Here is a 12,846-nt window from a genome sequence, read left to right as displayed (position 1 = left end):
CGGGGCTCGGCATCACCCTCGACGAGGTGCGGGACCTCCGCTCGCCACCGGGGGTCAGGCCGACTCGGGCGCGTCGAGGTCGCGCAGGTCGAGCACGAAGCGCTTGGCCGACCCGGCGCTCGTGCGACTCCTCATGTGGAAGCGCCTCGAGCAGGACGGCGCCGGGTACCTGTACCCGGGGTTCGAGGAGCACGACGAGCAGCACCTACGGGAGATCGCGGCCGAACAGCGCGCCGGACGTGTGCGAGACGACCTCGATCCGGTCGACCTCTGGGCACTGCTCATCGCCAGCGCGGCGACCTGGGCCCAGGGGTCCATCACCGTGGTCGCGACGGCGGAGGACTCCCCCGCCGAGCACGACCGGCGGCGGGATGCGCTCGTGCGTTACATCGAGGGCGCGCTGCGACCGCCGACCTGAGCGGGGTCGACCGCCGCGCCCGGTCCGATCGGCGCCGCTGCTCCGATTTGGCCCACTGCTCCGATCGCGGTCGCGAAGGCGGCGACCTCGTCGGCGAGCGTGCGCGGGACCTGCCACGCGGTGAAGTGGCCACCTTGGTCGAGGTCGTGCCAGCTCCGGACGTCGCGGTACGTGCGCTCCCCGTACGACCGGGGCAACCCGCGCTCGCCAGTCTGCACGGCAACCGCGACGGGCACCTCGACGATCGGGAGTTCCGGCTGCCGTGGGTGGTCGAGGTACGGCCGGAAGGACGACCCCGTGCTCCGGGTGAACCAGTAGAGCGAGACGGTGCGCAGCAGCTCGTCGTCGGTCCACCACGATCCCTCGCCGGACCAGGCGAGCAGTTTCTCGGTGATCCACGCGGCCAGGCCGAGCGGCGAGTCCATCAGGGCCGCTGCCAGGACCTCCGGCCGGGTCGCCTGCACCTTCGCGTAGCCCAGCGCACTCGCCCACTCGGCGTCGTGCTGCCGCAGCCATCCGGCTTCCTCGTCCGTCGGGTCCTGTGCGCGTGACGGCGGCGGGAACGCGGCGTGGGTGGCGAAGAGCCCGAGCACCGAGTCCGGGTGCAGCGCGGCCAGCCAGTCGCTCGTCGTCGACCCGACGTCCTCCCCGTAGGTCACGTACCGGTCGTGGTCGAGCACCTCCGTCATGAGCGCGTGCATCAGCTCGGCGACCACGGGGCCTGTGAACGGGCGTCCCGCAAGCGGAGCCGAGGCGCCGAAACCGGGCAGCGACGGGACGACGACGTCGAACCCCGCGGTCCGGCCGTCAGCGAGCCGGACGATGCGTCCGGAGAGCGCACGGGCGAACGGGAGCATCTCGACGAACGAGTACGGCCAGCCGTGGAACGCGATCACCGGGATGTGCACCGTCGGGTCCCCAGCCGCCGTCAGCCGGGCGAAGTGCAGCTGCTGCCCGTCGACCTCCGCCTGGAACTGCGGCACGGTAGCCAGCTCGTCCTCGACGCGACGCCAGTCGAACGCGGTCCGCCAGTGCTCGAGCAAGCCGGCCAGGCGCTCCATCGACAGCGCGCTGCCGGCTGCCGCATCGCCGATGGGTCCCGGAACGCTCGCCCGCTGCAGACGGGCGTGCAGGTCGTCGAGATCGGCATCGGACACCTGGAGGCGGATCGGGCGCATGTGACGGACGCTAGCGGCGCCGACCGACACCGCGAGGAACACCACCACGACGGGGTACTGCCCAGCCGGTCCTCCTCGCCGTACGCTGGGCATCGGGCCCGGCCACCGGGCTTTCCTCGCCTCCCTGAACGGACCACCGACGTGACCCACACCGCACCAGCCGCCACTCCCGCTCCGGCCCCGGCGACGACCACAGCGGTTGCACCGCTGAGCCTGCTCGCGGTGGTGGCGATCGCCCTCCCGTTCGTGGCACCGATCGGTGGGCTCGTCGTCGGGTTCCTCGCGCGGCGCGACGTCCGACTGACCGGAGACCGGGGCGACGGGATCGCGTTCGCGGCGATCCTGATCGGGGCGACGCTGACCCTGTTCGGGATCATCGTGCCGCTGTTCCTCGGCGGTGCGGGGGTCCTCGACCTCGACCTCCGGCTCTGAGTGCCAGCGGCCGATCGCTCCCCTGACCGTGTGGGCAACGAGGATGACGTCACGACGCTGATCCGGCCGGCGACGCGCGCCGATGCGGATGCGATCGCCCACCTGCACATGGTGTCGTGGCGGGAGACCTACGGACGGTTCGTCGACGACCCGGACGCGAGCCCGTGGTTCGACGTGGGTCGCCGGGTCGACATGTGGCGGTCGACGCTCGCGAGCCCTGGTGTCCGAGGGAGCGTCCGCGTCGCCCTGGACCGCACCGGAGTCGTGGGGCTCGCCGCAGCGCAGTCGACTCCGGAGCCGGATGCCGTCCGCCCCGAGGAGCTGACGACGCTCTACGTCCTGGCCCGTGCGCACGGGACCGGAGCCGCCCAGGCGCTCCTCGACGCCGTGCTCGCCGATCGTCCGGCGTCGCTGTGGGTGGCTGCGGACAACCCGCGTGCGCGCGCCTTCTCCCGGCGCAACGGGTTCGCACCCGACGGGGCCGAGTCGGCGTTCGGCCCCATCCCGCGGACCGTCCGCCTGGTTCGCTGAAGCGTCAGTCCACGGCCGGCGCGGAGATGTCCCACACGGTGGTCTCCTCGTACTGTTCGGACCACCCGCGGCGCATACGGGCGGCGGCGCGGTCGAACGCGTCGACGACGTCGGTGTCCGCGGTGAGGAGCGCCTGCAGACGGAGCCCGTCGTAGAGGGCGAGGAGCTGCTGCGCACCGCGGATCGGGTCCATCGTGGCCGGCTCGCGCCCGGCACGGACGTCCTCCCGCAGTGCTGTCCGCACGGTCTCCCGGAACTGCCCGTACGCGGACCGGTAGTAGTCGGCGCCGTCCGTCGACGGGTCGGTCGAGATGGCGAGCGTCGCGGCGATCAGACGCATGAGCGCCGGGTCCTCAGCGTGTGCGGAGAGCAGTGCGTGCAGGAACGCGACGGTGCCCTTCTCGCCCGCGAGCGGCAGCAGCGGGGCCGACACGGCGCGGGTCCACCGCATCACGGCGGCGGCCAGCAACGCGGGTTCGGACGGGAAGAGCTCGAGGATCTCTGCGGGTCGCATCCCCGACCGGGACGCGACGCTGTCGAGCGAGAACCGGGACAGTCCTCCGTCGTGGATGACCGCGATCGCACCGTTGATCGCTCGGGTGCGCGGAACCTCTTCATCCACGGCGTTCTGGTTCGTCAGCGGGGCCAGCGGGTGCTTCCGGAACCAGTCCAGCAGGGCACGCGCGCGCGACGCACCGAACGCCGGGTCGGTCGGACGGCCGGCGCTGAAGAGGTCGCTGAACCCCGGGACGTCGTGCATGAGCGGATCGAGGGACTGGAAGGCCATCGACCAGTCGGGGAACGAGCGCTGGGTGATCGGCTCGTCGAGCAGCACCCGGACGTTGGTGTGCCGCGGATCGGCTCGGACCTGCTCGAAGCGCTGCCGGACGACGTCGTCCTCGCCCTCGATGATCCCGATGCAGTTGTCGTCGCGGTGCGCGAGCATGCCCGTGACCCCGAGCCGGGTGTTCTTCTCGCGCCCGACCGCGAGGATCTGGGCGAGTTCGGAATCCGTGATCGGACGGGTCTGGGTGCTGGTGTAGACGAGCGATCGCATCGTGCTGCTTCCTGGTCGAGCGGTCCATCGGCGGGTGGGAGGCGCCGCCGTGTCGAACCCGAATCGACACGCCGGCACCTCGCGGTCACCCTAACCAGGGGTGACCGCCTTCACTGCGACGCGAGACGGTCCGTGGCTGCTCGGCATCCGGGGATGCCGACCACTGAATGGAACCACCCAGCCGTTGCCAGCGGTACCCCCACAACGGGGAACGCGCGTTCTCCGGCTGTTCCACAGAGCGCGCGTCAGCGCGCGTCAGCGCCCGCCGAGGGCGTCTCGACGATGCGTTCACCGGTCGTCGGGTCCCACCCGACGGTGCGGGGCTCCGCTGCTCGCGGGCGTCGTTCCTCGCGCGGGAAGAACGGTCGAGCGCTGGGCAGGTAGCTGAGCACCGCCGCGACGACGATGCAGACGGCGTCGACGAGGCCCCAGTCCGCGCCGCCCGTGACGATCGTGACCACTGCGCTGCAGGCGGTCAGCCCGGCGATGATGGCCAGCCAGAGTCGCGCGTTGCCGGAGCCTCGTCCCATCCGCGTCGCCAGCCACACGAACAGTGCGGACCAGGCGAGGACGAAGAGGAGCCCGAGCGAAGCACCGATGATCGCGCCGCCGGCTTCACGCATGGACACGACGATGCCGGGCGCCGCGGCCACGAGGCTGATGATGACGGACGCCCACCAGAGCGCCACGGCGATCGTGACGACCCGCGGTCGCATGCGTGATTCGGTGTGCTGTTCCATCAGGTGCTCCCCCGTCGTTCCACTGGATGCGGCTCGACGATCCTACGGTGACGGCAGACGCGCCCCGGCCCTGTGCGATCGGCGGAGGATGACCAGTCCCACGGTCGACCCAGCGTTGGGCATGCAACCATCCAACCAGCGGTCTGGTGCGAGGCCCTAGGGGCGGTAGTCCTTACGACGTGGCGGGACCTGCGCCGCGTGCGAATCGGTGAACGGCTTCGCGCCCCGCATCCCGCCCATCGTCTTCGCGATGGTCGTGAGCAACCAACCCAACCCTCGTGCCACGGTGCGCAGCATCCTCATGGTGCCCCCTCGTCGGACGAGCCGTCGCGGCCGTCGCTGAGCCCACGGTACTGCCGAGCGTTGCTGCAGGGCGAATGACCTCAGGCCTGCGATCGGTCCTGATCGGAGCCGGCTCCGGACGGCAACCGCGATGCCACGAGCGTCCCGACGAGTGCCACCAGCGCGAACGCCGCGAACCCGAACGGCAGCCCGATCGTGCTGCCGACACCACCGACGACGAGCGGTCCGACGGCGTCCCCGGTCTCACGCCCGAGCTCCGCTGAGCCCATGGTGCGACCGAGCCGATCCGGCGGAGTCGTACCGGCGAGGTGCGCGAACGCGACGGGTGTCAGCGTGGCGACACCGGCTCCGGCGAGCAGGGCCGCGATGAAGACGGCCACCGCCGATGGTGCGACGGCGACCACCAGGAACGCAGCGGCCACCGCGGCCGTCCCGGCCACACCCGCCACCCCGGTGCCGAGACGCCCGGCGTCGTGCAGACGTCCGGCGACGGGCTGCACGAGCGACGACGTCACCGCGAGGACGGCGACCGCGAGCGTCGACACCAGGAGCGGGATGCCGACCGCGGTGCCGAGCGCGGGGAGCATCCCGGTCAGGGCGCCGATCGCAGCGCTGCCGACAGCCAGGACGACGACCGGGATCAGGAACTGGCGGTCCGTGGCCGCTCGGACCATGACGGCGAGCGTGGCCCGCTGCCGGGGCAGTGGCACGATCGGCTCGACGGCGACGAACACTGCGACCGCCGTCACGAGGGCCATCACGACGAGGATCCCGAAGAGCCACTGCGTGCTGCCGAACTGCACCACGACTGCGCCGATGACCGGCCCCCCGGCGTAACCGAGACCCTTCCACGAGCCGTACCGACCGAAGTACGTCCCGCGACGGTGCGCCGGCACGAGGCGGGCGACCGCGGCGGACGACGCCGGCGAGAACGCGGAGGCTCCGGCACCCTGCAGCAGACGGGCGAGCCCGAGCCAGAACGGACCGGTCCCGAAGACGCCGATGAGTGAAGCTGCCGCGAACACCACGAGTCCGCCGACGATCACCGGTCGTGGGCCGATGCGGTCGGACAGGGCACCGAAGACCGGCTTGAGGATAAGTTCGGCGACGTCGTACAGCGCCAGGAAGAGCCCCAGCCACGCGAGCGTCAGGCCGAGTTCGAGGTGCTCGCCGCCGACCGCCGCCGCGATGCCGTTCGCCCCGAAGGCGGTCACGAAACCGGCCGCGTACAGCGGAGCGAGCCGAGGGGGCGTGGTCGTCGACAGGGCGGTCACGTGACCACCCTGGCCGACCGCGCTCTGGTCCACCAGCTCCTCGTGGTCGACACGCGGGCCGGCGAACACCGCGCGCCCTGCGGTGAGGCAGGTCGGCTCGATCTGGACCATTCCGGTCGCCGCCGGGCCCCGTCGCTACCGCTCGCGGTGGCCCGGGCCGCAGCGTCGCAGGCGTCCACGCACCATCGCGGGCCGGAATGACCGGGAACGCCAGCAGCCGGGGACGAACGAAGCCCCCGGCCGGACCTGACGGTCCTGCCGGGGGCTTCGTGGTGGTGGGCGATACTGGGATCGAACCAGTGACCTCTTCCGTGTCAGGGAAGCGCGCTACCGCTGCGCCAATCGCCCAAGTCCCTGCGTGGACCGGGGTCCATCAAGGTCTTGGAGGGTGGATCTGGAGGTGGGGACGGGATTCGAACCCGCGTGGACGGCTTTGCAGGCCGCTGCCTAGCCTCTCGGCCACCCCACCATCGAGGTTCACGTCTCCGTGAGTACCCGAACGGTGGGATACCCTCTGGTGAGTCGCGGGCCTTCGAGAAGACCCACACTCGAGCGGATGACGAGATTCGAACTCGCGACCCTCACCTTGGCAAGGTGATGCGCTACCACTGCGCCACATCCGCACTTGTCGTTCCGCTGTCGCGGCGACGACGTAAACTCTATACGCACCGGGGCACTTCCGCCAAAATCCTCCCCGTTCACCGGGCGTGTCCCCCGAGTTCATGCGGATCGGGGCGGTTCGACACCCCCTGGCGGCAGCGCGCCACACCCGGGCCGCGCGATGTGTTCGATGCACCGCCGGACTTCCGCTAGTATCGATCCGCACGAACAGTGCAGGGGGCGATTGGCGCAGTTGGTAGCGCGCTTCGTTCACACCGAAGAGGTCATCAGTTCGAGTCTGGTATCGCCCACGTAGCAAGAAGCACACCACCGACAAGAGCCCGACGCAGCAGCGTCGGGCTCTTGTCATCTCCCCGGTCCGCCGCTCGCGGGCCGGACAACCAGCACGATCGGACGAAGGGGCGCATGACCGACGTCGACCTCGAGTTCGCACGGGTCCGGGCGGTCCTGGACCGTCCCACCCTTCGGCTCATGTCCCGGCCGACCAGCGCCACCGTCCTCGCCGTCTTCCGCACGGTGTTCGACCGAGACGTGCAGTACGTCCCCGCCGACCGCATGCACCTGCAGGTCGAGGAGCACGTCGCGCGTCTGCAGGCCGCGGGCGCGCGGGTCCCCGCGAGCGAGCAGAACGAGGGTGACGATGAAGCCCGACCGAACGGTCGCGCGCTCTGCCGCGAGTGGGTCGCTGCGCAGTGGCTCGTCCGCTCGAACTCCCCCGACGGCGACGAGCAGTACTCCCTGACGAGCCACGCCCTCGAGGCGCTGAGCCTCGTCGACGCCCTGTCGGCCGACCGCGCCCTGATCAGCGAGAGCCGGCTGGCGATGATCGTCGACGCGGTGCACCGGTGGGCGGCACGCGCCGAGCCCGACCCCGACGTGCAGATCCGCCGGATCGACGCCCAGATCGCCGAACTGCAGGCCGAACGGGAACGCCTGGAGCACGGCGACGACGTCGTGGCCGTCGACGACGACCGGATGCGCGACGGGTACACGAACATCTCCGACCTGATCCGGCAGCTGCCGAGCGACTTCAAGCGCGTGGAAGAGGCGGTCGCGACGATGCACCGCTCGATCGTCGAGGACTTCCGGCAAGAGGTCCGCCCGATCGGCGAGATCCTCGACGACTACCTGGCGCGCACCGACAACCTGATGGAAGCGACGCCCGAGGGCCGTGCCTTCGAGGGTGCCTTCGAGCTCCTCCGCGACGACGCCCTGCTCCTGCGGCTCCGCGACGACATCGCGACGATCCTGGCGCACCCGTTCGCGCAGGGCCTCGGCGCCGGCGAGCGTCGTGCCTTCCGTAACACGGTGACGATCCTGCGCCAGGGCATCGAGGACGTGCTCGCCCAGCGCCGTCAGCTGACCGCCACACTCCGCGACCAGATCGTCGCCCACGACGTGGTGCGCGACCGCGAGCTCGACGCGGTGCTCCGCTCGATCAACCGCGGCCTCGCCACCCTGATGGACCAGGGCGGTGCGCGCGACCGCATCCCGCTGCCGCTCCTGCCGGCGGCCGCCGAGGTCGGCACGCTGCGCGAGCGCTTCTACGACCCGGACGCCGAGTCCGTGCCGCTGCCCATCGAGGAACCCGACGACGACGTCTTCGAGGACCTCGACGTCGAGATGCTCCGCAAGCACGGCGGGCCACTCCTGACCGAGCTGCGCGCGGCGCTCCGCTTCGCCGAGGCCGACTCCAGCGTCGACGCGTTCCACGGGCTGCCGCCCGAGCAGCGCCGTCCGGTCGAGCTCTTCGGCCTCGCACACCTGCTGACGGGGCGCGACGACTTCGAGTCGGCCGCCCACGTCGCTGAGCACCGCACGGTCCGCCCCGACGGCACCACGATCACCTTCCACATGCCCACCGCTGCGCTCGACGACGAGCACCGTCCGGTCGGCGACACACACGACGAGAACGCACAGGAGGCACGGTGAGCGACACGACGCCGGCACCGGTCGACGACACGGTCCCCTACGACGACCCCGCATCCGTGATGCAGGACGACGAGCGCGACGAGTCCAGCTTCGCCCTCTTCGAGGGCGACGAGGGGCGGCTCGACGAACACCAGCGCCGCGCACTGGTGGCCCTGCTGCGGCACTCGTACGTCAGCTCCCGCACGCACCCCGACGAGTGGCGTGCGGTCCTCGACGCCGAGTACCAGCTGCGGTCCCGCCTGAACGACCTGTTCCTCGAGTTGCACGTCGATCGTGACCGCGAGGTCGCGTGGAAGCGCCAGGCCCGGTCGGAGAGCCAGCGCCGCACGTTCCCGACCCTGCTCCGCGACCTGCCGTACACCCGCGAGGAGACGATCGTCCTCGTCTACCTGCGGATGCGACTGCGCGCCGACGCCCGACCGGGCCCGGACCAGGTCGTCGTCGACCGCTCCGAGATCCTCGGGCACGTGGCGGGCTTCCGTCCGGCGACCGCGACCGACCGCACCCGCGACGAGGGCCGGGTCGCCAAGGCCATCGAGCGCCTCGTCACCGCGCGCATCCTCATCCGCACCTCCGACCCGGACCGCTTCCGGGTGGCGAGCGTCGTCGAGGTGCTGCTCCCCCTGGAGCGCCTGCTCGAACTGGACGCCTGGTTGCGGACCATCACCGCGCAGGGCGAGGCAACCGCCCCGGGCGGCGAGCCGACCGACGGGGACGACCCGGGCCTCCCGGCAGACGGCGAAGCCGAGACCGACACCGACGACGAAGGCGAGACGGAAGCGTGACCGACACGTTCGAGATCCCGGCGCTCTTCGACACGGTCGCGCAGTGGCGCGCCGAGTCGATGCAGGTCGTCAACTGGGGCGGGTTCCACGGCCACCGGCAGGTCGAGCTGTCCGGCACGGCGACGCTCATCTCCGGCGCCTCGGGCACCGGCAAGTCGACGCTGATGGACGCCTACCTGGCCGTGATGATGCCGTCCGACGTGCCGTTCAACGGTGCCTCGAACGATGCCACGACCGGGCGCGCGCGCAGCGCCGACCAGCGCAACCTGCTCACGTACCTGCGCGGCAAGGTCGACACCCGTCGCGACCCGGAGACCGGCAGCCTGCGTGACGTGAACCTGCGCGGCGACGACCAGACCACCTGGGGCGCTGCGGCGGTCACGTTCCGGAACGACGACGAGCGGCGCTTCACGGTGCTGCGTGCGTACATCGTGCCGAAGCGCGCCCGCGGGGTCGGGGACATCCAGATGACCATGGCGACGGTCGACGACACGTTCGACCTGCGCCGGCTCGAGGAGTTCGTGCCGTCGCGGTTCCACCACCTCGAGCTGACCGGCCGGGTGCCGGGGCTCGTCATCCGCGACACCTACCAGGAGCTCGCCTACACGCTGCAGACCCGGCTGGGCATCGGCGACTCCGGGGGCGGTAACCGAGCGATGCGCCTGCTCGCCCGGATCCAGGCCGGCCAGCACCTGCCGACCGTCGACGCGCTGTACAAGTCGCTCGTGCTCGAGACCCCGGGCACGTACGAGGCCGCCGACCGTGCCCTCGCGCACTTCTCCGCGCTCGACGAGGCGTACGAGGCGATGGACACCGAGGAGCGCAAGGTCCGCATCCTCTCCCCCATCACCGACCTGCACGACGAGATCGCGCGCGCCACCGAGGCCGCAGCGGCGCTGGACGGCATCGCGACCGGCGCCGAGGTGTCGCCGTTCGCGCACTGGACGGCCTCTCGGAAGCGCGACCTGCTCGACGCCGAGGTCGCGCGCAACGCCCGGGAGCGCACGGCATCGCGCGCCGAGGTCGCCGCGGCCGAGGCCCGGCACGCCGCCGTCGAGATCGAGCTCCGCGACGCCGAGGCCCGGCTCCGCGACCAGGGCGGCAACGCGCTCGCCCAGCTCGAGGACCGCATCGAACGGCTCACCCGTGAACGCGACGCGGTGGTCCGCACCCGCGCCACCTTCGACGAGCGCACCGCGGTGCTCGGGCTGTCGGCGTCGCTCTCGTCGGAAGCGGGCTTCACCAGCGCGCAGCGGGCGTCCCACGACTTCCTCGGCACGTACGCGGACGCACGCTCGTCGTTGGACGACCGCCGCGACGCCCTGACCCGCGAGGAGTACCCGCTCCTCGACCGTGAACGGTCCCTGCGGCAGGAGCGCCAGTCGCTCGAGCACCGGCAGGGCGCGATGCCGCTGCCGATGCACGAGGCCCGGCTCGCGATGGCGCGCGCCGCCGGCATCGACCCGTCCGAACTGCCCTTCGTGGCGGAACTGCTCGACGTGCTGCCCGGCGAGGAGCGCTGGCGCACGGCCATCGAGTCCGTCCTGGCGCCCGTCGCCCGGACGCTGCTCGTCGACCAGGACCGCCTCGGCGACTTCAGCGAGGCCATCGACGCACTGCACCTGCCCGTCCGCGTGCAGTTCGAGGGTGTACCGACCGGCCCGCACCTGGACCTCGACGGCGACCCGGCGATGGTCTCCGGCAAGCTCGCCATCAAGCCGTCGCCGTTCAGCACCTGGGTGCGCGAGCGGATCGAGTCCGACCGCACCGACGCCCGCTGTGTCGCCTCGGCGTCGGACCTCGGCGGCGGCGGCCGTCGGGTCACCGAATCCGGGCAGCTGCGTGACGGCCGTCGTGGCGCCCACGGTGACCGCCGGCAGTCGAACGTCATCGGCTTCACGAACGAGGCCCGCGTCGCCGCGGTCGAGCAGGAGCTCGCCTCGATCGCGCAGGACCTCGCGACGCTCGAGGCCCGCCGCACCGACGTCGCGCAGGACCGCACGGCGCTCGACGTGCTCCGTGCCGCGCACCAGCACGTGGTCGACGCCACGTGGGCCGCGATCGACGTCGACGGGCTCGGCACGTCCCTGGCCCGGCTCGACGAGGAACGGCAGGCGCTGCTCGCCGCCGACGACGGCCTCCGGACGCTGCGGGCCTCGGTCGCCCGGCTCCGGAAATCCCTCGACGAGGCGGCCGACCGTCGCTCCGCCGCGCGGCTGTCCGTCCAGCGGCTCGAGGAGCGCCACGCGGTGCTCGTCGACGGCCAGGACGCCGCCGCCGAGATCCTGGAGCGCTTCGAGTCCTCGCCCGGTTCGCTGCCGGACGACCAGCAGGCCCGCCTGCTCGAGGAGACCTTCGAGGAGATCGGCGCCCCGGACGGCGTCGACGGCTTCGACGACGCCACGCGACGGCTGAAGCGACGGCTCGAGGAGCGGCTCACGCAGGCGCTCGACGGTGCCGCCGCGGCCTCGACCTCGTTGACGCTGACGTTCCAGCGGTACCAGGACGCCTGGCCCGACCCGAACCTCGGTACCGGCGTCGCGTCGTACCCCGATTACCACGCGATCCTCGACCAGATCGTGGCGACCGGCCTGCACGCACGTCGGAGCGAGTGGCGTCGACGCCTGTCGCAGTGGAGCGGCGAGGACCTCGTCCCGCTCGCCGGCGCCTTCGACCGCGCCGTCGTCGAGATCGAGGAGCGCCTCGAGCCGGTGAACGAGATCCTGCGGGAGCTGCCGTTCGGTGCCAACCGGGACCGGCTGAAGATCCAGATCCGCCGGGTCACCCGCGAGGACGTCACCGCCTTCCGCCGCGAGCTCCGCGCCCTGTCGGCGTCGGTCGACACCGAGCTGACCGACGACGTGCTCGAGACCCGGTTCCGCAGGCTCCGACGCTTCATGGCGGTCATCCGCCCCGACCCGGACGCCGCCCGGGGCCGTACCACCCAGCGCGACGCCGTGCTCGACGTCCGCCGGCACATGGAGATCACGGCCGTCCGGTACGACACCGACGGCAACGACCTCGGCGTGTACTCGTCGCTCGGCGACAAGTCCGGTGGTGAGACGCAGGAACTCGTGGCGTTCATCGTCGGTGCCGCGCTGCGCTACCAGCTCGGCGACGAGACCCGTCCCCGGCCCCGGTTCGCGCCGGTGTTCCTCGACGAGGCGTTCATCAAGGCGGACTCGGAGTTCGCCGGCCGCGCAGTCACCGCGTGGCTCCGGCTCGGGTTCCAGCTCGTCGTGAGCGCGCCGCTCGACAAGGTCACGGCGCTCGAACCGTCGATGGAGCGACTCCTGTCGATGCGCAAGCACCCCGAGACGGGCCACTCGTCCATCACTGAGATCGCCCGGGCGGAGCCGGCCGCCGTCTGACGCGGCCGGGTCTGGTCGTGCGTGTCGGCTGGTCGTGCATGTCGGCTGGTCGAGGCAGCCCGCTCAGGTTCGCCGAGCGGTCACGAACCGTCGACTGAGGGCGCCGCCGCCGACAGTTCGCGACCACCCGACGCGCCGCAGGCGGGGTGTCCTTACCCCCCCGCCCGCGCACTGGACCCGACCGACAGCGGCCTGGAGGCGCGG

At 71.8% G+C, this 12,846-nt stretch carries 11 protein-coding genes and 4 tRNA genes; 7 read left to right on the top strand and 8 right to left on the bottom strand.

Features of this window, described 5'->3' with window-relative positions; translation table 11 throughout:
• The first annotated feature begins 103 nt into the window (after positions 1 to 103).
• Positions 104 to 418 (top strand): hypothetical protein, encoded by a 315-nt coding sequence (locus tag H7A73_RS15900; RefSeq protein ID WP_259362942.1) that lies wholly within the window; start codon positions 104 to 106, stop codon positions 416 to 418.
• Here H7A73_RS15900 and H7A73_RS15895 read toward each other — a convergent pair.
• On the bottom strand, positions 385 to 1,596 hold the full coding sequence (locus H7A73_RS15895; RefSeq protein ID WP_182066844.1) for an epoxide hydrolase family protein: 1,212 nt from the start codon (positions 1,594 to 1,596) through the stop codon (positions 385 to 387). The genes H7A73_RS15900 and H7A73_RS15895 overlap by 34 nt on opposite strands.
• Before the next feature lie 141 nt (positions 1,597 to 1,737).
• Between H7A73_RS15895 and H7A73_RS15890 the strand changes: the two genes are divergently transcribed.
• Positions 1,738 to 2,028 carry a DUF4190 domain-containing protein gene (locus H7A73_RS15890; protein ID WP_182066843.1) on the top strand — a complete coding sequence of 97 codons (291 nt, stop codon included), beginning with the start codon at positions 1,738 to 1,740 and terminating at the stop codon, positions 2,026 to 2,028.
• A gap of 30 nt (positions 2,029 to 2,058) precedes the next feature.
• A complete protein-coding gene (locus H7A73_RS15885; RefSeq protein ID WP_259362941.1) occupies positions 2,059 to 2,559 on the top strand; it encodes a GNAT family N-acetyltransferase in 501 nt (166 codons plus the stop codon).
• 4 nt (positions 2,560 to 2,563) lie between these two features.
• Here H7A73_RS15885 and H7A73_RS15880 read toward each other — a convergent pair whose 3' ends face one another.
• The 7 genes from H7A73_RS15880 to H7A73_RS15855 all read right to left on the bottom strand — a co-directional run bounded on the left by H7A73_RS15880 (position 2,564) and on the right by H7A73_RS15855 (position 6,556).
• Positions 2,564 to 3,616, bottom strand: coding sequence for a BLUF domain-containing protein (locus tag H7A73_RS15880; RefSeq protein ID WP_182066842.1), 1,053 nt, complete (start codon positions 3,614 to 3,616; stop codon positions 2,564 to 2,566).
• Between the two features lie 245 nt (positions 3,617 to 3,861).
• Positions 3,862 to 4,356: a hypothetical protein gene (locus H7A73_RS15875; protein WP_182066841.1), complete on the bottom strand. Its 495-nt coding sequence runs from the start codon at positions 4,354 to 4,356 to the stop codon at positions 3,862 to 3,864.
• A 156-nt stretch (positions 4,357 to 4,512) separates the two neighbouring features.
• The gene (locus H7A73_RS18160) at positions 4,513 to 4,641 is read right to left on the bottom strand and encodes a hypothetical protein (protein ID WP_259362940.1); all 129 of its coding nucleotides are present in this window, start codon (positions 4,639 to 4,641) and stop codon (positions 4,513 to 4,515) included.
• A 98-nt stretch (positions 4,642 to 4,739) separates the two neighbouring features.
• On the bottom strand, positions 4,740 to 6,044 hold the full coding sequence (locus tag H7A73_RS15870; RefSeq protein WP_259362939.1) for an MFS transporter: 1,305 nt from the start codon (positions 6,042 to 6,044) through the stop codon (positions 4,740 to 4,742).
• Positions 6,045 to 6,206: 162 nt separating this feature from the next.
• Positions 6,207 to 6,281 (bottom strand) — tRNA-Val (locus H7A73_RS15865).
• A gap of 47 nt (positions 6,282 to 6,328) precedes the next feature.
• Positions 6,329 to 6,402 (bottom strand) — tRNA-Cys (locus H7A73_RS15860).
• 82 nt (positions 6,403 to 6,484) lie between these two features.
• Positions 6,485 to 6,556, bottom strand: a tRNA-Gly gene (locus H7A73_RS15855).
• Positions 6,557 to 6,771: 215 nt separating this feature from the next.
• Here H7A73_RS15855 and H7A73_RS15850 point away from each other — a divergent pair.
• From H7A73_RS15850 to H7A73_RS15835, 4 genes are all read left to right on the top strand, one after another.
• A tRNA-Val gene (locus tag H7A73_RS15850) sits at positions 6,772 to 6,844 on the top strand.
• A 115-nt stretch (positions 6,845 to 6,959) separates the two neighbouring features.
• Positions 6,960 to 8,486, top strand: coding sequence for a DUF3375 family protein (locus tag H7A73_RS15845; protein ID WP_182066840.1), 1,527 nt, complete (start codon positions 6,960 to 6,962; stop codon positions 8,484 to 8,486).
• A complete protein-coding gene (locus tag H7A73_RS15840) occupies positions 8,483 to 9,271 on the top strand; it encodes a DUF4194 domain-containing protein (RefSeq protein WP_182066839.1) in 789 nt (262 codons plus the stop codon). The genes H7A73_RS15845 and H7A73_RS15840 overlap by 4 nt, the downstream gene beginning before the upstream one ends.
• Positions 9,268 to 12,642 (top strand): ATP-binding protein, encoded by a 3,375-nt coding sequence (locus H7A73_RS15835; protein WP_182066838.1) that lies wholly within the window; start codon positions 9,268 to 9,270, stop codon positions 12,640 to 12,642. Before H7A73_RS15840 ends, H7A73_RS15835 begins: the two co-directional genes overlap by 4 nt.
• The last annotated feature ends 204 nt before the right edge of the window (positions 12,643 to 12,846 follow it).

The sequence above is a fragment of the Curtobacterium sp. ME12 genome (genome assembly GCF_903970855.1).
Taxonomy (GTDB): Bacteria; Actinomycetota; Actinomycetes; order Actinomycetales; family Microbacteriaceae; genus Curtobacterium; species Curtobacterium poinsettiae_A.
The sequence above is the reverse complement of the archived record's forward strand: the minus strand, read 5'-3'. Positions and strand labels throughout refer to the sequence as shown.